This window comes from Chitinophagales bacterium (assembly GCA_041392475.1).
Classification (GTDB): Bacteria; Bacteroidota; Bacteroidia; order Chitinophagales; family UBA2359; genus JAUHXA01.
Genome location: JAWKLZ010000003.1, coordinates 1447407 through 1469780, shown reverse-complemented (window position 1 = coordinate 1469780; position 22374 = coordinate 1447407). Strand labels below are relative to the sequence as shown.

20 protein-coding genes are annotated in these 22374 nt (G+C 39.3%); 12 read left to right on the top strand and 8 right to left on the bottom strand.

Going from position 1 to position 22374, the window contains the following annotated elements; translation table 11 throughout:
- Positions 1–263 precede the first annotated feature (263 nt).
- Both R3E32_28660 and R3E32_28655 read left to right on the top strand, forming a co-directional pair.
- Entirely contained in the window at positions 264–1523 is a 1260-nt protein-coding gene (locus tag R3E32_28660; protein ID MEZ4888732.1) for a S8 family serine peptidase, read from the top strand.
- Complete coding sequence (locus R3E32_28655; protein MEZ4888731.1) at positions 1520–3616, top strand: hypothetical protein; 2097 nt, start codon at positions 1520–1522, stop codon at positions 3614–3616. Before R3E32_28660 ends, R3E32_28655 begins: the two co-directional genes overlap by 4 nt.
- A 410-nt stretch (positions 3617–4026) precedes the next feature.
- On the opposite strand, the gene R3E32_28650 is transcribed toward R3E32_28655, so the two are convergent.
- From R3E32_28650 to R3E32_28635, 4 genes are all read right to left on the bottom strand, one after another.
- Positions 4027–5868: a hypothetical protein gene (locus tag R3E32_28650; protein ID MEZ4888730.1), complete on the bottom strand. Its 1842-nt coding sequence runs from the start codon at positions 5866–5868 to the stop codon at positions 4027–4029.
- Positions 5869–6089: 221 nt separating this feature from the next.
- The gene (locus tag R3E32_28645; protein ID MEZ4888729.1) at positions 6090–7517 is read right to left on the bottom strand and encodes a hypothetical protein; all 1428 of its coding nucleotides are present in this window, start codon (positions 7515–7517) and stop codon (positions 6090–6092) included.
- Positions 7480–8058, bottom strand: a complete 579-nt coding sequence (locus R3E32_28640; GenBank protein MEZ4888728.1) for an RNA polymerase sigma factor — start codon at positions 8056–8058, stop codon at positions 7480–7482. The genes R3E32_28645 and R3E32_28640 overlap by 38 nt, the downstream gene beginning before the upstream one ends.
- 328 nt (positions 8059–8386) lie before the next feature.
- Complete coding sequence (locus R3E32_28635) at positions 8387–10204, bottom strand: hypothetical protein (GenBank protein ID MEZ4888727.1); 1818 nt, start codon at positions 10202–10204, stop codon at positions 8387–8389.
- Positions 10205–10309: 105 nt separating this feature from the next.
- Here R3E32_28635 and R3E32_28630 point away from each other — a divergent pair, with 105 nt between their 5' ends.
- The 9 genes from R3E32_28630 to R3E32_28590 all read left to right on the top strand — a co-directional run bounded on the left by R3E32_28630 (position 10310) and on the right by R3E32_28590 (position 16524).
- The gene (locus tag R3E32_28630; protein ID MEZ4888726.1) at positions 10310–11770 is read left to right on the top strand and encodes a tyrosine-type recombinase/integrase; all 1461 of its coding nucleotides are present in this window, start codon (positions 10310–10312) and stop codon (positions 11768–11770) included.
- Between the two features lie 270 nt (positions 11771–12040).
- Positions 12041–12451 carry a hypothetical protein gene (locus R3E32_28625; protein MEZ4888725.1) on the top strand — a complete coding sequence of 137 codons (411 nt, stop codon included), beginning with the start codon at positions 12041–12043 and terminating at the stop codon, positions 12449–12451.
- Positions 12448–13176 (top strand): hypothetical protein, encoded by a 729-nt coding sequence (locus R3E32_28620; GenBank protein ID MEZ4888724.1) that lies wholly within the window; start codon positions 12448–12450, stop codon positions 13174–13176. The genes R3E32_28625 and R3E32_28620 overlap by 4 nt, the downstream gene beginning before the upstream one ends.
- Before the next feature lie 18 nt (positions 13177–13194).
- The gene (locus R3E32_28615) at positions 13195–13665 is read left to right on the top strand and encodes a Dps family protein (protein ID MEZ4888723.1); all 471 of its coding nucleotides are present in this window, start codon (positions 13195–13197) and stop codon (positions 13663–13665) included.
- A 6-nt stretch (positions 13666–13671) separates the two neighbouring features.
- The gene (locus R3E32_28610; GenBank protein MEZ4888722.1) at positions 13672–14259 is read left to right on the top strand and encodes a TetR/AcrR family transcriptional regulator; all 588 of its coding nucleotides are present in this window, start codon (positions 13672–13674) and stop codon (positions 14257–14259) included.
- On the top strand, positions 14256–14666 hold the full coding sequence (locus R3E32_28605; GenBank protein MEZ4888721.1) for a hypothetical protein: 411 nt from the start codon (positions 14256–14258) through the stop codon (positions 14664–14666). The genes R3E32_28610 and R3E32_28605 overlap by 4 nt, the downstream gene beginning before the upstream one ends.
- Positions 14663–14950 (top strand): hypothetical protein, encoded by a 288-nt coding sequence (locus tag R3E32_28600; protein MEZ4888720.1) that lies wholly within the window; start codon positions 14663–14665, stop codon positions 14948–14950. The genes R3E32_28605 and R3E32_28600 overlap by 4 nt, the downstream gene beginning before the upstream one ends.
- A gap of 318 nt (positions 14951–15268) precedes the next feature.
- The gene (locus R3E32_28595) at positions 15269–15577 is read left to right on the top strand and encodes an antibiotic biosynthesis monooxygenase (GenBank protein ID MEZ4888719.1); all 309 of its coding nucleotides are present in this window, start codon (positions 15269–15271) and stop codon (positions 15575–15577) included.
- A gap of 74 nt (positions 15578–15651) precedes the next feature.
- Positions 15652–16524, top strand: coding sequence for a helix-turn-helix transcriptional regulator (locus R3E32_28590; GenBank protein MEZ4888718.1), 873 nt, complete (start codon positions 15652–15654; stop codon positions 16522–16524).
- 102 nt (positions 16525–16626) lie between these two features.
- Here the strand turns inward: R3E32_28590 and R3E32_28585 are convergent, their stop codons facing one another.
- From R3E32_28585 to R3E32_28575, 3 genes are all read right to left on the bottom strand, one after another.
- On the bottom strand, positions 16627–16962 hold the full coding sequence (locus tag R3E32_28585; GenBank protein ID MEZ4888717.1) for a group II intron maturase-specific domain-containing protein: 336 nt from the start codon (positions 16960–16962) through the stop codon (positions 16627–16629).
- Between the two features lie 149 nt (positions 16963–17111).
- The gene (locus R3E32_28580) at positions 17112–18449 is read right to left on the bottom strand and encodes an MFS transporter (GenBank protein MEZ4888716.1); all 1338 of its coding nucleotides are present in this window, start codon (positions 18447–18449) and stop codon (positions 17112–17114) included.
- Positions 18450–18515: 66 nt separating this feature from the next.
- Entirely contained in the window at positions 18516–19766 is a 1251-nt protein-coding gene (locus R3E32_28575; GenBank protein MEZ4888715.1) for a transposase, read from the bottom strand.
- A gap of 280 nt (positions 19767–20046) precedes the next feature.
- Here R3E32_28575 and R3E32_28570 point away from each other — a divergent pair, with 280 nt between their 5' ends.
- Entirely contained in the window at positions 20047–21456 is a 1410-nt protein-coding gene (locus R3E32_28570) for a DUF4403 family protein (protein ID MEZ4888714.1), read from the top strand.
- On the opposite strand, the gene R3E32_28565 is transcribed toward R3E32_28570, so the two are convergent.
- Entirely contained in the window at positions 21453–22361 is a 909-nt protein-coding gene (locus R3E32_28565; protein MEZ4888713.1) for a hypothetical protein, read from the bottom strand. The two genes, R3E32_28570 and R3E32_28565, sit on opposite strands and share 4 nt — an antisense overlap.
- Between the last annotated feature and the right edge of the window lie 13 nt (positions 22362–22374).

The window sequence follows — 22374 nt, the reverse complement described above, 5'->3', positions numbered from 1 at the left end:
TTCTTATAGTTCATGTGTATAGTGTGCTTCTTTTTTATTAAAACTTCCTGTTCAATGCTGTATGAGAAACAAGCAAACCTTAGCTTGATGGCTATGGCTCACAAATACAAGTTTCTGTATTGATGATATTCCGTAGTAATAGGAAGAATTGATTCCGTTTTAGCTCATTTTTGAATTTATTTTTTCACCATAGAGGATAGAAGGTGGATAGTAACAAAAAAATTGTATTTTAGAGCAATATAAAAATCTTAAAAAAGAAAATTATGAACAAAATTAGATACATAATAATCAACTCGCTCATAGCTGCAATAGGCTATGTAGTATGGCAAGCATGGAGAAGCAAACAATACGACGAAACGGGAGAAGAGGATATAGATGATTTTATTGGTGAGCCATCTCCTATCTTTGAAGAAGATGACGAAGATTTTTCTGAAGACTTTGAAGACTTTGATGATTTTGATGATTTTGATGACGATTTACTATTTGACGAAATAGAGGATGAGATTTTAGAAAACGAAATATTTGACAGAGGATTAGATGATGATGACGATATAGAGAACGAAGATTTCGACATGTTTGAGGACGATGAAGAACCAGAGGCTGCTGCAATGGAAGATGAAGATTGGGAGGAAGTGCCTCAACCGTCGGAGGATAGGGAGATTTCGGAAGAAGACGAAGAACCTGTTCCTGCTCCTGATATCGCTTTAGAAGAAGGGCTGGCATGGCAGATTGCAGATTACCATATCAACGAAATATGGGCAGACGCCAAAGGCGAAAAGGTGAAAGTAGCGATGTTGGATTCGGGAATATGTTTGACGCATCCTGACCTAAGCTTTGAAGCGACCAAAGATTTTACTGCTGACACTGGAGATGCCAACGACAATGACGGTCATGGAACGCATTGTGCAGGAATCGTTTGTGCAAAAGGGCAAGAAAATGCAGAAGTGCTGGGCATTGCGCCAAAAGTGAAACTCTATGTAGCCAAAATTGCAGAATCGGATTTTGATGTGACCAATGAACGGATTTATGCAGCTTTGAAATGGGCCATCAATGTAGCGAAAGCAGATATCGTGTCCATGAGTTTTAGCGTGCGTGTCGAACACGATGGCATCAAACAGCTTTTGAATAGAGCCAAAGACAGGGTGATTTTTGTAGGGGCTACCAGCAAGTACCCCTATCCTGCTACCTATGACAACTGTATTGGCGTGGCAGATATGGATCAAGAATGTCAAACCAATGAAAATTTTCACAAATACAAAGCAGTGGACATCGTTGCGCCTGGCATCAACATCCAATCCACTTTCACCGACCCACCCTACAAATTGGATTCTGGCTCGAGTATGGCAACTGCTTATGTGACAGGTGTTTTGGCATTGCTGAAAAGTTATGCCATAGCCAACAATTTGGAGGTCAGCCCCGAAAAATATGCTCAAATCATCGAAGAAACAGCTACTGCAAACAATGACTTCAAAATCGTCAATCCTTTGGCTGCTCTTAACCAACTCAAAACCCTAATCGCATGAAATCCTACTTCCTACACTTCAATTTTTTTCTTGTACTTTTTCTCTGCCATGTCCATCCTTCAATGGCTCAAAATGCGTATTACGATGCCATTGAACTCGCCAAATATTTGAAAGAAGATGGCTCAGGTTTTCAGACCAAAGACGTGGCAACCGTTGAAAAGTGGTCATCAATACTGGCTAAATACTTGGATACCAACGAGGATTTGACCACTGAAATGGTGGTGGATTCTTATACAGGATTTGGCGATGCTCCGTATGATGTCAAAAATCCATTTTTAGAACCATTAATGCCCGAAGGACTTTTAATGAGCAATGCCGAATCAGCAGAGGCAGTTTTGAAGGTCAATCGGCAAAAAAAATCTGCTTTTTCGGCCATTGGCGGCATGAAAGTGAGCCGTTTTGCAGACGGGTTGGCGCAGTTTTTAATTGAGCGTTCTAAAGAAGAAATCTATGTGTCCTATTTTGAACGGCTGCAAGAAACCTTCAAAGACTATCCCGAATTTCCGCTTTTGCTGTCCCAATCTTCTGAATTTCTGCAATTGTTTGAGTCCTATCAATACGCTGCAATGGTGCCTGCACTGCGAGAAGCGGTCAAAAAAGACATGGAAAACATTCCGAATAGATTGTTGTCATTGAAGCGTTTGACCGATTTTGACTGCGGCAATGACGAACCGAATTGCAAGGAACGCATGGCAGAATACCAACGTTTTTTTGAGCAAGGAGAAAGCAAGTTGTTCATTGCAACGACTGTTTTGTTGAATCAATTCATTGAAGGAGCAAACCCTGCGGAGATGTTGGAGGTGTTGGCAACGCATGAAGATTTTACAGAAGTATTGGAGAATCCTGCTTCTGAAAATTTTGTCAATGGTATCAAAATGCTGCATTTTTTTTCTGACAATTTGCGGCAAGCAGTGGCAGGTGAAAGTTATGAAGAAGATGCAGAAACAATTGAAGTTGAACGGCTATGGATTACCAAAGCAGATTGGAAAAAACTCGACCGTCCGACCCTTCGAATTTTCTTGGGCTTGATGTATCAAAAATCAGAAGCGGCTACTATTGAGTTTTTTGTGGAGGGCGAAGCCAAAAGTTTGCAGGCCATTTTGGGGGGTTTTGCGGAGGACTTCAATCCCATCGAAAGTTTTTTGACGGGCATGGTGGACAGAGTGGAGATTTTGGACAATCACCTGAAAACGGTGAGGGAGAAAAAAGCACTTTCGGAGGATTTTTCTTACCGTGACTACCACACCTATTATGCGGCTACCGTCAATTTGTTGAAGCACTTGCTGACGATTGACAAGGCGGTAAGCGGCATCAATGTAAGTGGTGAAGTCCACAATTTTGTGGACTTGGCGGACATTGGCGGCGAGGTGTATTACGATTTGCATACCCGCAATTTTAGTACGGCGGTGTTGAATTTGATTGTGATGTTGGACAAAAGCATGAAGGACGATTTTGAGAACTCTCAGTTTAGAAAGCAGTTTTTGAAGTATGGCACTTTCATGGCGGCTTTGGCGGAGGCGGAGGATGCTGTGGGCGTGAAAACGGTAATCGAGGCAACGGTTTTGCCTGTGGGTAGTGCCCGCATCAAAAGAGATACGAAAAGCAATGTGGCCTTGAATGCCTATTTGGGCGGTTTTGTGTCGGGTGAATATTTGACCGAATTGAACCAATGGAACAGCACGATTGGCATTTATGCTCCTGTGGGCATGAGTTTTAGCAAGGGAATTCGCAAGCGCAAGGAGGGCTTGGACTCCAAAAAAGAATACAAATCGGGTGGTTCTTGGTCTGTGTTTTTGTCGGTGATTGACATTGGTGCAGTGACGGCGTTCCGAATGAACGACGATAGCACCGAAGCTTTGCCCGAATTGCGGCTGGAAAATATCTTGGCTCCTGGGCTTCAAATCATCAAAGGTTGCGCCAAATCTCCGATGTCGTGGGGCATTGGTATTCAAGCAGGGCCGATGTTGCGGACGATTCGAGGCGAGGAAGGCATCAAACCGTCTGCTATTTTCAATGACAAACTGAACTACCGTATTCAAGCGTTTTTGGCGGTAGATATTCCGTTGATTAACTTCAAAACTGAGCCGTGGTAAAAGATGAACACGGAGGCACTGAGATACAGAGGTTTTTGTTTTTTGTAGGCAAAACTTTTGAAGTTCTACAAACAGAGTCAGGAGCTAGGCTCCTGATACGCACTTTCTTAGGAGCATAGCTCCGACCCTGTTTGTAGAGCCTATAAGATAAAAAGTTTTGGTTCTTTGACAATTTTTGTGGGAGCGCTAAAGACTTCGGAAGTTTCATTTTATAAGAGATTCATTTTTAGCGAAATAGTTTACTGATTTTTTAAGCGGCAAACTTCCGAAGTCTCAAATCACAGATTTTGTCAAAGAACCAAAGTTTTTAAGGTGCGTAGCACCGTCACCAGTTGCCAAATAATTTTTCAAAGCATGACAATTTAGGATGCACCCGGTAGATTGAACACAGAGTTGTTTGGGAAATTTCATTAACGGATTACATCAAAAGTACCAGATATAGGGAGATACGTTTCACTTCCATAAACTTTATCTCGTACCTGCCCCTTAAAAGTACCTCTAATTCTGCCTCCTAAATTTTCGCTAAAGTGGGTAATTTCCATGCTTGTAGTAGATTCAATAAAAAGGAAATTATAAATTATAGTTGCCGAATTATTGCTAACCACAGACCCCCTGACATTTTGGTAAGTACCTGTACCTGTTACATTATCAATTTCTATCCTTATCCCGTCGTAGTAGTGTTCAGTACCCAATCCTTTAATTAAAATGGAATAACCTCCTATGTCACTGGGAGTAACAACCGCTGTTGCCAAATCAAAGTAAAACTCTAATCCACTACCAATTAAGGCTACAATACTAGGAGGAAGTATTTCTTCGCAAGCTTCCATTTCACCTATATTCGTGGGATTGGAAAATAAGGAAATTGGTTGAAATCCATTAGTCTTATTTGTGGTCAAATCCACCAAACTAATCTCCCCTTCCGTTTCATTACATACATTCACCACAAACTCAAAAGCGCCATCTTCTTTCAATGGATACAACAAAGTAGAATTTCCATTCAGCTTAAATAGCACATAACCATCCGTCACCACATTCCCATCACAACCCACTCCTGAACCTGTAACTGTCACAAAATTATTAGGTTGTGCCAATACCGCCAATGTTCCCAAATCTGTATCTACTGAGAAACCTTCAAATTCTTCTTCAAAAATCACTTCTGCACATCGGTCTAAAACGGTCAAAGTGAAAGGTGTATTTGAAGGGAAATTGTAAAACTCAAATTCACCACTTTTGTCCAAATATCCGCCATATTGCCCCATTCCTTCAATTGTGACCAAGACCTGCAAATAAGGTGTCACCAAATCCACTTCATTTATTTGGGTAAAAACTGTTCCTCTCACTGCGATGCGTTCTGTTTTAACATCCACATTCCAAGAACTGAAATGACTTACTTCACCAACATAAAACCCATCTTGCAGTGTTGCAGACCCTTCTTCGACCCACGTTCCCAATTCTTCGTCGTAGTACCAAAGTGGAATCGTGGGAGGGGCTTGCGCCAAAATTTCGGTGGGAACAGGAAACGAAAGCATGGCAGTTTTTCCTTCCTTCAACTGCAATTCTTCACCATTGTTTGCCAACAATTCTACCGTCAACATCCCAAAAGTCTGCAATGCAACTTGTTTGCCATCTGAATCTATGCCACTCAAATCACCCACCATTTGAGTCGTCAAATCCTGTGAAGTTGGGTCAATCCAAGACATGACCACTTCCACACTTCCAGTATAGGTTGCTCCATTTTGATAGCGAACTCCATTGGCGGGAAGCTCTATTTGTGCGCCACTTTCATGCGTAAGTTTTCCTCCTACAATTGAAGTCACCGAACCCACCGCTTTTTTATCCAACAGTTTGATTTTGGTGTAATTGTAGCTGTTTTCGGTCACATTTATTTTCCGAAAACCTTCAAATTTATCTACCTTGCGAATTTTCACAAAGGCCCCTTTTCGCAATACGAGCGCATTGAAGTAGGTAAAGTTTCCGAATTCATCGGTTGTTGTCGTTTTGAAACCGTTGATTGTTTTCAACAAAACTTCGCAGTCGCCAATTGGATTTTCGTTTTCATCGACCACCAAACCGAAAATATTGGTGTAAATGAGTTGGTCATCATCAGTTGGAGTGATGTAACTGTTGTGTACCGCAGAGCTTTCTTTGATAATGTCTTGCTCTTTCACACAGGCATGAAAAATTGCAGCAGTGCTGAGGAAAACGAGGAGGATTAGTAGCGATTTTGAAGGAGAAAAGTAGGGAGTTTGCATAAGATTTGTTTTTGTGTATTGTAAGGGATAGCAATATACAAAAACATTTTGACTCAACAAACAAAAAGATTGCCACACATCTACTTACAGGGAGATGGCGGCAATCTTTCGTATTCTTTACACATTTTTGTTTGTTGTGGGGCTTTTCTCAGAATTAGCCTTCGGGTAGTTTCGTGTCGTTTCAAACGATAAGCTACCGAAGGTTTTGATCCAAAGTTCGCTTACAACTTATACCTCAATCCCACTCGCAAACCCGCCAAGTTGTATTTTGCAGAAAGTGCGTAATCATCTTGCATCCAACTTTTTGGATAAATACGAACCGTCGGATTGAAGTAGAGTTCTATGCTGTTGCCGATGTTGCGACCGAGGTGTATGCCAGCAAAGGCAGAAGCACCAAGTTTGTTTTTGTAAACGGTTTCGTAGTTGTCTGCATCTAAGGTGACGAAGGCATTGCTGCTGTTGATGATTTTTCCTTCAAACTTGTGGGAAAGGTTGAGGTTTACCCCTCCAAAAAGTCCGATGTTCCAGTTGTTGGCGTGTATGTTGTAGCCCAACATGATAGGCAAGTTGAGGATGGTATGTTCTTTCCCAGATTTGACGCTGCGCTCATAGATGGATTGTGTGGTGACGGAATCGGCTACAAAAACTTGATTGCCTGCACCGTCCAAATAGAAATAGGCTTCTTCGGACCAAACAGTAACCCTTTGAATCACGGTTTGTTGGTACTCCAATTTCTCTACTGTTTTTTGGTATTCCAGCCCCAAACCTGCATACAGTCCATTGTCGAACTCGTAACCCAACAAAACACCCAGTTCATAACTTCCGAGAGGAGTATCGGTATCGTTCCATGCGTTTTGGTAGGCATTGGTTTCGCTGTTTTGCGATTTGATGGTAGTCATGTTCACATCTCCTTCGCCATACAGGTCAATGAACCCATGCCCTTTCATTTGTGTGCGTTTTTTGCCGCCAAACAAGGGGCAATCCAAATCACCATCTCTAAGCATGGTTTCTTTTTGCAGCAAATTAGGGCTTGTCATAGCAGCATTTGCAGCCAAAGTAGGCAACAGACTGATGTGGTTTTGAAGTCTTTCGGCATTTTTTTGCACCGATTTTATTGCAGTCAAATCACCTATTTTTGCATCCGAAGCAAACATTTGACTGGATTTTGGCGAAGGTTTTACTGCTGCAAAAGATGGCTTAGGCTTAGAAATAGGTTTTGAAGCCTCCTCTCCTACTCTTTCATAGGCGGAAATTTCTTCACTGGTCAAAGTTGTGTTTTTCTCCAAAAGGGAATTTTCGGTATTAGATGGAATTGACTTCCCTTCTTTTTTGGATTGAAGTGCATTTGCAGCATTTAGGTCAACTGCATTGCCGTCTGCGATTGCAGTAGCATCTATTTCAGTTGCTTTTTCAATCACCACATCACGCACAAAGTTTGCTTGTGTAGTGTCGTGATTCACCCACAAAGCACCTGCTAAAATGCTGACCACAAAGGCACTTGCCAGCGCAAAGGCCGCTATTTTGGGTTGCGACTTTTGGGGCAAGGTGGCATCAAGACTGTGCCACATGGCAGCTTGGTCAAAATCGTGTTGGTAATCGTCGAATTGACTTTTATACTGCTGTTCTATGTTGTCGGATATTTTTTTCATATACGGTTTCAGTGATATTTAGTAATTGTTTAAGGGTGTTTTTGGCTCTCGTTAGTTGCGAACGAGAGGTGCTTTCGGTGATGTTTAAGGTTTTGCCAATTTCTTTGTGCGAAAATCCTTCGATGACATAAAGGTTAAAAATCACTTGATAACCTTGTGGAAGGGTTTGCAGGGCTGTGAGTAAGTCCTGCGTGTATAATTCGGACAAAATGCTTGGGTTTTTGGAGGTGTAAGCTTCATTGTGTGTGCTTTCTTCGACTTCCAAAAAATGGTTGTTGTATTTTTTGAGCCAGCGAATGGCTTCGTTGATGGTGATGCGTTTGATCCAAGCCATGAAAGCGTTTTCGTTTTGATAGTCAAATTTTTGAATAGAGGTGAAAATACGCAAAAAGGATTCTTGAACAATGTCTTTTGCGCTGTTTTCGTCTTTCACATAGCGAATCGCAATCCCCATGAGGTATTTGGAGTAAGCAAAGAACAATTGCTGCTGTGCTTGCCTTTGTCCTTTTCGACATCCATCTATTATTTTTTTTAGCTTCAAAGGGTTGTTGTTTAATGGTTAGATGCAATAATTCGTTTAAATGCTGCCTGTGTTTCTAAATAAAGAGGAATGAGAGAAGTCAAGCTCCCCCCATTCCTTGCAAACTAAATTTAATATCACTGTAACATTGTATTCCTCACTGGCATAAAGACTTTTGAAGTTTTCTTTTGAGAACATACTGATTTTCAAACTTTCTATCTTTTTGAGAATAAACTTCAAAAGTCTAAATCGGAAAGACAAAAGATATAAATGTTTGACTAACAAAATCTTAAAATCTTACATCTTTAATCTTTTGTCTAAAGTCTAATTGCTTCAAAGTCTGCAATCCTTATTGTCGTATGGCTTTGAAAGTACCCGTTGCAGGCACAAGAACCGTAACTCCATTTTGAATACCAGTTACCTCCGCTTCAAAAGTTCCCCTGATGATGTCGCCAGTGTTCAAGCCAAATTCGGTAATCTCCATTGTTCCCGACTCAAATTGATAGAATTCGTCTTGGGTTTCGATTCCGAAATAGCCACTTACATTGGTGTATGTACCTACTCCTGTCACATTGCCCACATTGATATTCGCAAAGTAGTATTTTTGGCTCGTTGTGTCAGATTGTTCAGAAGATATGGCCAGAAAATCATTGCCGCCTTGAGAGGTGATGTTGGCTCTGACATCAAAGAACAATATGAAATCTGCTCCATCTAGGTCAATGTCAAGGAAGGAAGGAAGTTCTTCACAAGCTTTTAGAATACCTGCATTTATCGGATTATTGGTGAGGTCTAAAGCCATCGGCATACTTGCTTTTTCGTTGGCTATGTCAATCACATTGATGTCGCCAGTAGTTTCGTCGCAGACATTGACCACGATTTCAAATGTGCCATCTGATTCCAATGGATAAATCATGTTGAAGTTGTCCAATTCAAACTGTACATATCCATCTGCAATGGCATTGTCATCGCAGTCCAAGGCGGTGCCTGTGATGGTGATGAAATTGTCGGAAGTAGCTTGTACGATGATGGTTCCCAAGTCGGTATCGCTGGCAAAAGGGCCAAATTCTTGCTCAAATATGATGTTGTCGCATCGGTCTTTGATGGTGAGGGTGAACACCTCGTTGGCGGGGAAATTGTAGAATTCAAACTCACCGCTGTTGTCTAAATAACCGCCTCTTGTCAAAATTCCTTCAACGGTGACATAGATTTGAAGGAAAGGCGTTTCGACATCTTGTCCCATGCTGTTGCGAGAAACAACCTTGCCCGTCAATGAAATGCGCTCGCCTTTGTAGTCGCAGTTCCACGAACTGAAATGCGCTACATCACCCACATAAAATCCTCCCTGCAAAGTCGCACTGCCTTCTTCGAGCCATGTGCCGAGGTCTTCATTGTAAGACCAAAGGGGAATCGTGCTTGGTGCTTGACTGCGAATTGAAGCAGGTACAGGGAAAGAAAGCGTTGCAGGGCTGCCGTCTTTTAGCTGCAATTCGTCGCCATTGTCTGCCAACAATTCTACGTTCAACATGCCGTAAGTGCCTAAATAGACTTCTTCGCCCACATTGTCAACGCCACTCAAATCGCCGACCATTCTTTCGGGTAAATCGCTGGCTGTTGGGTCAATCCATGACATTGCTACATTGACATTGCCTGTATATTCGCCTCCATTTTGGTAGCGAACACTGTTGGCAGATAACTTCAATTGTGCATTGCTCGAATGACTGACTGTTCCGCCTGTCGTTGAAGAAACAGTACCCACGATTGTTTTGTCCAAGAGTTTGATTTTGGTGTAGTTGTAGCTGTTGGGTGTGACATTCATTTTGCGAAAACCTTCAAATTTGCCCGCTTCTCGCACTTTGAGGAATGCGCCTTCTCGCACGACTCGCACATCGAAGTATTTGAAGTTGCCGTTTTCGTCTGTCGTTGTAGCTTCAAAACCATTGTCGGTTTTCAGCAAGACTTCACTGTTGATGACTGGCGCATCGTTTTCGTCAACGACCAATCCAAAGATGCTGGTCGTGATCATTTCTTTTGCACTTGGCAATACAATGGTGTCTTTGGTGATGTAGTCCTCTTCTTTGACACAGCTATGGAAGAAGGTAGTCACCGCTAATAGGAACAATAGGGTGAATGTTTTTTTGGAGTTGGAGAAAAAGTTTATTGTGTTCATAAGTCAATGTGTTTTTGCGTTAGTTGTATATGGGTATAAAAGCCCCAATGGCGAAAACGCTGCATGGAAAGTGGCTTTTTTTTCTTTTTTGTGTATTTTTAGGCTATGAGTACTTCTAAAAACGTCATTATCAGTCCGCTTCAACATCGAGGCGAAAAACGCATCAAGGTCGTATTGCCCTACGAAAAATCGTATATTCAGAAAATCAAGCAGATTGAAGGGCGAAAGTGGAGTCAAACGCACAGTTGTTGGCATCTGCCCTACAATAAAACTGCTTGGCAAGAACTTCAAACGGTTTTTGGCAATTTATTGGAAGTGGAAAAGACTCTGAATAAAAATCCTATTGAGCCTTCAAAATCTCCAATAGTAAATGAATCGCCTGTAAGACAAGAGGATACCCCATTGGAGTTGCCAAAATCCAATCCCCAAAAGCTTCAAATTGCAGAGCAGGCTTCTTTCCCAAGGAGATTGCTTGTTTTGATTCCTCACGAAAGGATAGATTGGGTCAAAGCGATTAAAACAGTTGTAGGAAGAATGTGGCATCCTGAACAAAAATTTTGGACAGTGCCTTACACCAAAGATACGCTGACAAAACTGCAAGGTTTATTTGGGAGCGAATTGGAACTGACCTTTAGACCTAAAACAACTATTCCCGATTCCTATACTGCCCCTCCCAAAAAAGAAAAACCCAAAGCAAAGAAAAAGGCAAAGGAAAAACTTCCTCTCAAACATCCTGAAGCATTGATTGCTTTGGAACAACAACTGATGTTAAAAAGATATAGTTTTGCGACAATCAAATCTTACAAGTCGCACTTCAGTCTTTTTCTCCTACAATACAATGACACGAAACCTGAGGACATTAGCGAGCAACAAATCATCGAATATATCCTCCAACAAATAGAGGAACGCAAAATATCGGAATCTACTCAAAATAGCATTATCAATTCGATTAAGTTTTATTATGAATCTGTATTGAACAATCCTCGAAAAGTATATAAAATCCCAAGACCGAAAAAACCCAAACAATTGCCCAATGTATTGAGTGAGCAGGAGGTAGTGGAATTGATTAGAGTAGTTGATAATCTGAAACATAAGTGTATTTTGTTGTTGATTTATTCAGCGGGATTGAGGCGAAGTGAAGTCATCAATCTAAAGGTAAAGGATATTCAAAAAGCACGAAATTGTGTATTTGTAAAAGGCGCGAAAGGAAAAAAAGACCGATATACTTTGTTATCTGAAAAAGTTTTGGGATATTTGAGAGAATATTATAAACAAGAGAAGCCTGTGGATTGGTTGTTTGAAGGTCAGTATGGTGGACAGTATTCTCCTACTAGCGTTCAGAAAATTTTTACAGCAGCCAAACTAAAATCAAAAGTGAACTCCTATGCTACGGTGCATACACTTCGACATAGTTTTGCGACTCATTTGTTGGAAAGAGGCGTAGATTTGCGGTACATTCAAAAATTATTGGGACATGATTCCATTAAAACGACAGAAATTTATACCCATATTACCAAAAAAGGAATGGAAAAACTCCAAAGCCCTTTGGATAATTTGGACATATAGAAATATCAACTATTTGAGGTTTTTTCCTCATTTCTTTTTATTGATATTGTTGATTGTCAAAAAAGTACCCAACAAATATCAACTAAATTGTCTAAAAATCACTTGCGATATATGTGCACCTAGGTGTACATATTGACGAGTTCTCTGCAAGCAAAAAAGAAAATCCAACCAAAACCAATAGGATTATAAAAAGAAAACTCAGATTAGAAAACTTTTTTTGCATATCTTTGTTAGTGAATACTAACTAACATATTTTAAATATCATAAATTATGAATGGAAAAAATAACATTGCAATCGGCTTCATGACTATGGGGCTATTTATGGCTTACGGTTTCTTGCTTATCTATTTAAGAGACTTTGCTCCCAACGCCAAAGAATGGGCAGAATCTTATAGTATAGGAAAACACTTTGAAGCTCGATTGGCTCACGTGCATGGCAACTTGTTCGCCTTTCTAAACATACTGATAGGCTACTTGCTAATGCACTTTAAAGACAAAATTCAAAATACCAAAACTATCTCTTGGTTGGGACTTACGGGATTGCTTATGCCAATTGGAATCCTTGCGGAGGTATATCTCGGATTGCCGCCTTACTTAGTTTTGTTAGGTGCTGTAGCCATGACTGTATCCGTCGTTTGGATGGGTATTTCTTTTTTAAATTTTAAAACAATAGAAAAATGAAAAGCAACACAAAATTACACTCGCTTATCAAATTACGCCATTTGAAAAAAGCTTCTCAAAATAATTGGGAAATGTTGAATAACACCAAACAAATGGTAAGGGGTATCGTTTCAGATGTAAAAAAAATAATGGAAGAATATGGTCACGATGAGGCAAAAGCTCAATTTTCAAGTGACACGAAATTATTCTTTGGACATATTGATGAGATGCAAAAATCCCTAAATGCGTTTGGACTTTTTTTGCAAAAAGAGAAATCCATAAACATTAGAAAGTCTTTTGAAAAATTCAAAGATACCATAGAAGCTATTAGCAACCTTTTTGACAGAATAGCGTCCTATCCCGATTCTTACTTTGAAAATCTTGAAAAAAATGAATGGCGAGAAATATGGGAAGTGATAAAGTCAAATCTTTTCGTAGTGCAAGGCGTAGGAGAATCTGCATATATAAAATCATTAATGATTGAAAATTTCACAGATTTAGAAACAGACTTGCTTACAAATGAAATTGTAAAGCATATTCCTCAATCATTTAGCCTTTTAGAATCTGATAAATACAAACAAGAATATCTACAAGCTGTGGAGGAAATAGAACAAGAAAGCAATGCAAAAGATAATCTTTGGGACAGATTTCTTAATGTTTTAGCAGGAAATATTCCTTTTCAACAAACCCCAGAGGAACGGGTAATGATGAGAAGGTGGCTTGAAGGTGAAAAAGGAGAATTATAATAATCAAAACTAATAATTATGAACACAAACAGAATAGGTCTTGAAAAGGCACAGGCTAAAAAATTAGCGGAGCAACTCAATGTATTGCTTGCCAATTACTCTGTATTTTATCAAAATACAAGAGGCTATCATTGGAATATCAAAGGTGAAAAATTTTTTGAACTGCATCTGAAATTTGAAGAATTGTATGATGACTTACTTCTAAAAATTGATGAAGTAGCGGAGCGAATCCTTACTTTGGGACAAACTCCTGAACATAGTTATAGTCAATATGCCAACTTATCGACAATAAAAGAAAGTGAAAAAGTATCTGATGGCTTAATAGCGGTTGAGCAGATTTTAGAAGCCTTCAAGACAATTATTTTACTGCAAAGAGAAATTCTTAAATTTTCAGCAGAAGCAGATGACGAAGGGACAAATGCTTTAATGAGTGATTATATCCGAATGCAGGAAAAATTGGTTTGGATGTATTCTGCCTTCCTAAACTAAGACCAAATGACCAATACAGATAGACAACTTGAAATCATTGAGGCAGCAGGCAGAATTATGACCGATGAAGGCGTTAGCGGTTTGACCACGAAAAAGCTATCCAAAGAAATGGGTTTTTCAGAAGCTGCTCTTTATAGGCATTTTAACAGTAAAGAAAATATTATTGTTGCTATGCTCGAATATGTGGCTAAAAGAATGGATGAACAATACACCCTTGCTTTGTCAAAGAATGAGAATATAGAGCAAAAATTCATTTCGATTTTTCAGAATCAATTTACCTTTTTTGCTCAAAATCCACATTTTGTAATTGCTGTCTTTTCAGATGGTTTATTAGAGGCAAGCCAATTGATAAATCAAGCGATACTGAAAATATTGGCGGTAAAAGTCAAACACCTCAAACCGATTATATCGGAAGGTCAAAAGAAAGGAGTTTTTACAAATATCATTGAGATAGATGATATACTTCACATTGTTATGGGAAGTGTTAGACTCCTGATGTACAAGTGGCGTGTAGCTAATTTTCAGTTTGATATTTCCCAAAAGGGTGACGAACTAATCAAATCATTATTAAAACTTATAAAATCAGAATTATGAAAATCTATATTATTTCTATTGCCGTGCTTATTGCACTATTGGCTACAAGTTGTGGGAACTCCCACAAAAGCCATAATCAAGAAGCTGTACAAATAGAGTTAAACAACGGGCAAAAATGGAATGTAAATTCTGAAATGACACCGTATATTTTGGATGCAGAGCAAATACTCATGAATTATAATGGCAGCAACCCCAAAGGACTTGCCGAGCAGTTGAATGCAAAGAATAAAGGTTTAATTAAGAGCTGTACCATGAACGGTAAAAGCCATGAAGAACTTCATAAATGGCTACACCCTCATATGCAATTAATAGAAAATTTGGACGATGCGGAAAACACAGAAGAAGCTGACATAATAATTGATGAACTAAAAACGTCTTTTCAAAACTATCATAAATATTTTCAATGAATATAAAGGCATTACATACTATAAATAAAGAGGTTTCAGCAAAACCTCTTTTCAAAGGTGAAATCGGTTCTGCAACTGTAATTCAACTACAAGAAAATGGCATTTTAAAAGAACATATCACTAAAACCCCTGCACTTTTGTTGTGCATTGTTGGAAAAGTAATTTATCAAGATGAAACTGAAAAAATTATTGAATTAGCAGGAGGAGATTATGTGAATATTCAGCCTAATATCAAACATTGGTTAAAGGGACAATCTAATTCTCACTTAATCCTGTTAAAGTGATATTTAAAATAAAACCATTTGGAGCGAATGAAAGCCTGCAGAGAACAAAGGCTAAAACGGCAATAGCCCCTATGCGGGGCTACTGCGTTTGCACCGACCGTTCTCTGCAAGTAAAAGGAAAAAAATCACCAAAGAATAAATTATCCATGCTAAATATAGAATGGTCTATGTTTTAGAATACTTGATGGAAGTAATTTTGTGAATAAATAATTAAAACAATTCAACATGAAAAATTTAAAAGTTTATTCACTTGTTTTTGGAGTTGCAGTTTTTGGACTCCTTTCACTTTTTTCTTTCACAAATCAAAATTTTAAATCAATGGAAAATTCAGAAAAATTAGGATTATTTGTAATTGTCAATGCTAAACCTGAAAAAGCAAATGATGTCAAACAATTCCTAATGGGAGCCTTACCTCTCGCCAATCAAGAATCGGGCACAAAATCTTGGTATGCTTTCCAAATTGACGAAACCACTTTTGGTATTTTTGACACCTTTGCAGATGAAGATGGACGAAATGCTCACTTAAATGGAGACATCGCAAAAGCTTTGCTGGAAAATGCGGACGACTTATTGGTAGGTTTCAAAGTAAGCGATATTAACAAGCATGAGATTATTGCTGTAAAGTAGGATTTCTCAAAACATTTATTGCATATCTGGAGTAAATTCAATTGCTCCAGATATGATTTTTAATTTTAATACATATGGGATTTCAAAGCATCAATTCTACAATTCTTACTAAGAGTACCAATGAATTAGCGTTTAAATTAACTTCGTTTAAAAATTTAGATGTCTTTGACCATTTGGTCCGTTATAATTATTATTCCATCATATTAATCGAAAAGGGTGGTTTTCAGTTAAAAATAGATTTGGACACTTACGATGTTCTTCCTGAAACAACAATCTGTCTTTCTCCCTATCAACCCTTCATGATGACAAGTAACGAAGAAACTGTTGGGTATATGCTAAATTTCCATCCTGATTTTTTTTGTACTTATCGTCATCAGAATGAGATAGAGACAGAAGGGGTGCTATTCAATAATTTTTCTTCAGAACCATTTTTTTCAGTTAATAACATATCCAAATTCATTGGACATATTCACAATATGAATTCTGAGATTAAAGAAAATGGAATTGGAATCCATGAAGTGCTTATTTCATCTCTAAAAATATTTTTAATCATTCTTGTTCGAGAAAAACGAACTTTTGATAAGACAAATAATTTATCCAAGGTAAATGAAAAACCAGCCTTGATGCAGAGTTTGGTTGATAGTATTGAAAAGAATTATAAAAGTTTGCACACCGCAGGCGACTATGCGAAGATTCTTTTTGCTACACCTCAACAATTAAACAAGGTGGTAAAATCAAATTGTAACATTTCCGTTTCTCAAATGATAGTAAACAGGATTATGATTGAAGCCAAAAGAGAATTATATTTAACTTCAAAAGCCGTAAAGGAAATATCTGGTGACTTAGGATATAAAGATGAATTCTATTTCAGTAGAGTGTTCAAAAAACAAGTTGGTGTCTCACCAAAATTGTATCGTGATACAGTTGGCTTTGCTAAAATGGAATAAAAGTCGAGTAGAGCGGGGAACTGACTAAAACAGTTCCCTACCCTCTCACAGAACCGTACGTGAACCTCTCGATTCATACGGCTCTTCAGGATTAGAAACATATCAGGGAGTATAGCCGTACTGCCAATGCACAAACAAGTTCGGAAAATCTTTGGCGATTTCCTTCAATCTTGTTCGTGCTTCTTTCATACGCCTTCGGTATCGCTTGTACTTATTGGTGAGCCAACGTACCAATCGCTCATTCAATGCCGAAAATACCTCTCGCAATGCAGACGGTCGAAAACGTCCATAGTAGTATATCCATCCTCGTACCATTGGAGCGATAGAGTGGGCAATATCTTGCAACTCCGCCCCTGTCGCTCGGTGGATTTTACGTTTACGAACCTGTGCTTTGAGGTGTTTGGATGCCTTTCTACTGATGGCAGCGGCAAAACCCAACCATCGTTTACCCTTCTACTTCCCCTTTGAATGGTACATTCGTCGGGGTTGAAAAGTGAAGCCCAGAAAGTCGAAGCGGACACTTTTGTTGCCCCCTCTACGGTTATTCTGCATCACCGATACAGCTACCTTTTGGGCTATCCTGTCCGTCACAATTTATTAATTGCTGCATCATCGTCATCCACCATCAAACACATCAAACCTGCCAACAGCATCGAAACACCACCGATAATCAGGGCATAAATTGCCACATTTCCAAAAAAGCTTTTGAGAATAAACCCCAAAATACCCGCTGCTACAATTTGCGGAATAACAATAAAAAAGTTGAAAACCCCCATGAAATAACCCATTTTTTCGGCAGGTAAACGGCTCGAAAGCATGGCATAAGGCATAGATAAAATACTCGCCCAAGCAATTCCAACGCCTACCATAGAAACAATCAACAAATTCGGGTCAGAAATGAAATAAACCGAAATCAAACCAATCCCTCCACAAAACAAAGCCACCAAATGCGTCATTTTTCGGCTAATGCGCTTCGCCAATATAGGTAAGGAAAAGGCTGCAAAAGCAGCAATACCATTGTAGGCTGCAAAACAGATACCTACCCAATCGGCACCTTGATTGTAGAGTTCAGAAGTAGTATCAGAAGTTCCATAAATATGGCTTGTGACAGCAGAAGTGGTGTAAATCCACATCGCAAACAAGGCAAACCACGAAAAGAACTGAACCACGGCTAATTGTACCATTGTTTTGGGCATGGTAAAAATACCCTTGAAGGACTCAATCAATCCTCCAAATATGCCAACAGCGGCATTTTCTTCTTTGAGTTTTTCGAGGTCATCAGGTGGATATTCGTCAGTTTTCACCACCGTCCACAAAACTGCAAAAAAGTAAGCAAAACCTCCCACGTAAAAAGACCATTTGACCGAATCCGAAATCACTCCTTCTGCTGCTGTATTGCTGACTCCGAACCAATTGGTAAAAATATAAGGTAGTGCAGATGCCACAACTGCTCCCACTCCAATGAAAAAACTTTGCATCGCAAATCCATCTGTTCGTTGTTCGTTGGGCAACATATCACCTACAAATGCACGAAAAGGTTCCATGCTTACGTTTATGGAGGCATCCATGATCCATAGCATCAATACTGCCATCCAGAGGGCTGAGGAATTGGGCATCATAAATAAGGCAATCGTTGCCAGAATTGCTCCTACAGCAAAAAAGGGTCTTCTTCGTCCCCATTTTGGGTGCCAAGTTCGGTCGCTGTAATAGCCGATAATCGGTTGGATCAACAAACCTGTCACAGGAGCAGCCAACCACAGAATAGGGAGTTCGTCTTGATTGGCACCGAGTGTTTCAAAAATTCGACTAACATTGGCATTTTGCAGGGCAAACCCAAATTGAATGCCCAAAAAGCCAAAACTCATGTTCCAGATTTGCCAAAATGAAAGATGCGGTTTTTTTGAACCGATTGATACTGATTGCATTGGTTAAAGTTGTTGGTGAATGAAACAATAATAATACAAAACTTTGTGACTGCTCCCGCCACTAACCTAACGGTATAGTGGGGCATCATAGGCATATAGCCCTAAACTCTCCAGTCCGAGAGTCAATATGTTTATGGCTGCATTGTGGTCACGGTTTGCAGTAAAACCACACTCATTGCAGCTATGTGTTCTAACTGATAAGGCTTTCTTTACTGTTGCGCCACAACCACTACACTTCTGACTTGTGTACTGTGGCGCAATAGCTACGACTACCTTTCCAAGTTCCTTAGCCTTATTTTCCAAGATTACACGAAAGGAGTACCAACCTGCATTTGCAATAGATTTACTAAGTCCCGATTTCGCTTTTCTGCCGTTGCGAGTAAAATTACCTTCTTCGTCTTGCTTAGGCTTGGCTTTGCGAATCATGTTTTTAATAGCCAAATCTTCAATAGCTATCAAATCATAGTGTTTTAACAACCAATTCGCTACTTGATGATGAAACTCTTGCCGTTGCATTTTGACACGGTAATGCGCTTTCTGAACCGCTTTAAGTAGTTTGTAATATCTTGCGCTTCGTTTCTTAGCCTTGGATAACTTGCGCTGCACCTTAGCCAAATGCTTTTCTCGTTTTCGGTAAAACTTGGGTAGTGGTTCTGATAAACCGCCACTGGTATAAACAAAATCATTCAAACCCATGTCTATTCCTACTGAATGTGTTAGCAAGTCCTGTTTAGGCACTTCTTTAACAGCTTTTTCAAACTGAAAGGTGAAACAGGTAAACCACTTGCATCCATCCTTGATGATGGACATGGTTTTCACGACTGCTCCTTTGGGGAGTTCTCGGTGCCGTTTTATTTTGACAAAGCCTATTTTTGGAACAGGGATATGGTTATTCGCTTTTTCTTTACCGATTTTGCGATTCATGGTAGAAAAGTAACTTGGCATATTTCTGCCGTAATCGGTATAGTTCAAGCTATTCCACTGTCCTTTTTTCTTGTATTTAGGAAATCCTGTATCGGTGTTTCCCTCTTTCTTGGATTTAAAAAATGTAATGAGTGCTTTGTGTAGTCTTCTATTGGCGTCTTGCAGCACCATGGAATAAACATTCTTAAACCACGGCTTTTCTTCCTTTAGTTTAGGCAGTAGGTTTTGTTGTTCAATCATCGAAGGAAAGGTTTTGCTATCCTTGTACTGCTTCATCATTCCGCCTAAATGCCAATTCCAAACATACCGACTCATATTCATGTGGTTAGTCATCCTACTTTCTTGTTTTTGGGTAGGATAAATTCGGTATTTGTATGTTTTGGTGATTAGCATAAGATGGTGTAAATTTACATAAAATAGATGTTATTAAAAAATACATCCAATCACAAGGTCAATAATGACGTAGCTAAATTCCTCCCTCCACTAACCTTAGGTATAGTGGGGGAATCCTTTAGCTGTTTTGTTGAATTTTCAGCGTTTTATCTGTGACTTTTGAAGTTTAACCTACTCCTTATATTTAAGTCCTAACAGGTCTCATTCTATATTTTTCAACAAAACATCGGAAAGAACCGATTATATTTACAAGACATTGCAAAAACAAATTCAAAATAACATGAAGAATCGTCCTTTTTCCAATATAGCACTCATTTTCACTGCAATAATTTGGCTAACAACTGCTTGCTCCTGCAAAAGCCTTGAACCTACGCAGCCCGAAGCAAAGTATGATGACTATGAAGCACCTGCTTCCATTGTGAATCTGCCTATCAGCATTAGTATCAAGGACATTGAGAAAAGCATCAATGCTCAAATGACAGGTTTGATGTATGAAGACATGAGTTTTGAAGACAATGGAAACGACAATTTGATGGTCAAGGTATGGAAAAAAGATGCTATCAAACTGCGATTGCAGGGAAATAGCATTGGCTACAGTGTGCCATTGAAGTTGTGGTTGAAGAAAAAAATTGAAATCAAGCAGTTTGGTTTGAATTTATCGGATGTGAAGGAAGTCGAAGGAGCGATTCAATTGAATTTTGTGAGTGATTTCCAAATCAATCCAGATTGGAGCATTGCTACCAAAACGAATGCGGAGGGTTACAAATGGCTCGAAACTCCGAGTATCAAAGTAGTCGGATACAGTTTACCTGTTACTTTTATTGCAGATATGTTGATGGAACAGAACAAAGAAAAAATTGGAGGACAGATTGATGCGTATGTGAAAGACGAATTGAATCTCAAAAAATACCTGACCGATGTGTGGGGAAATATGCAAGAACCAATGTTGGTGAATGACTATTACAATTTGTGGTTATCTATTGTTCCTCAACAAATTATGCTAACTCCCTTCAACAACAGCTTGGACAGTATTCGGATGAAAGTCGGCATCAAGGCGGTTTCGGAGGTCACGATGGGCGAAAAACCGCAGGTGAAAAAAGACAAAAATCTACCGCCTCTCAAAATGATGGCGAAAATTCCCGATGATTTTTCGGTCAATATTGCGGCATCTATTCCCTACAAATTGGCTGCTGAGGAAGCCAAACGCACACTTGTCGGACAGACCTTTACTTCTGGCAAACGTTCGGTAACGGTAAAAGATATTGATATTTGGGGGCGAAACAAAAAGCTGGTTATCAAAGCCAAAGTGGAAGGAAGCATTGACGGTCATGTGTATATGACGGGTACACCTGTGTATGATGCCAAAAAAGCAGTGGTGACACTCGACAATTTGGACTTTGATTTGGAGACCAAAAATGTGATCCAAAAAACAGCAGCTTGGCTCTTCAATGCCAAGATTACCAAACAGATGCAGCCGTATCTTGTGTTTCCATTAGAGCAAAGCATTGCAGATATGCGGAGTCAAGTACAAGAACAATTGACCAACAGTAAGTTTGACAACGGCGTTTCACTAACAGGCAAATTGAACAAGATGGACATTGAAGAGATTTTTTTAACTCCTACTGCCATCAAAGTTGTAGTGGGTTCGAGTGGGAATTTGAAGGTGAATTTTGAAGGATGGGAGAATTAAATTCCCAACAATTCATAGGCAAGAGCAATCACTCCATCTGTATTCAAATGATGGTGATCGTAGTAGTAACAATTGTCTAAATAAGCTTCCGAAAAATCATGGTAAGCAACATTTGTATGGCTTTCCGTCAAGTTTTTCAACATTGAAATGGTTTCTTCATGCCCCTTCCATTTACCGAATCTTGCTGGCGGAATCAAAAACACAACTTCGGAATGGTGTTGTACAGCCATTTCAATTAACTCCTTCAATAACTGCGTATTACTCTCCAATATAGTCGGATTGAAGCCATCGACATACGATAATTCTATGCCTCTCAATACCTTCAAACTATCGAACTGGGACAAACAATCGTAATTGCCATTTTTTCTATTGGGTGAAGTTTGCAGCCATTCAAGGGTCATTTTGGAGCGTGCATATTGGTAGAGTTGCTGCACATAATTATCGCTTCCTCTCCACAAATTTAATGCGAAAAAACGTTCTTCAAAAGGCTCAGAATCAAATGTAATGCTGACTTCATCCCAACTGGTGCTGAATACCAAAGAAGGGTCTAAAAAATACACGATTTTGGAAGTAGAATTTCCTGTATCATAAAAATAACGCAAGTATAAATATTGATTTCGGATGCCACCTCTACCTCTTCCTTGTGCCAAATTTGCCATTTTGATGTCTAAAATATCTTCAACCAACAGATGGTTTTGGCTACGAGTCAATTCCCTCGCATGAGAAGCTCCCAAAACTGTCCAATCGTAATCTTGATGGTGCGGCAAAAAAAGCAAGTTGCTTTCTGTTTCCCAATTTTCAAAATGCTGTTGGGCAATATAAAAAGAGCTTCCCTTCAATATTACCCATAGTAGGAACACATTGAAAGTCAATAATCCAGCGAATTTTGTCAATAATTTTTTCATTCAGAGATCTGCT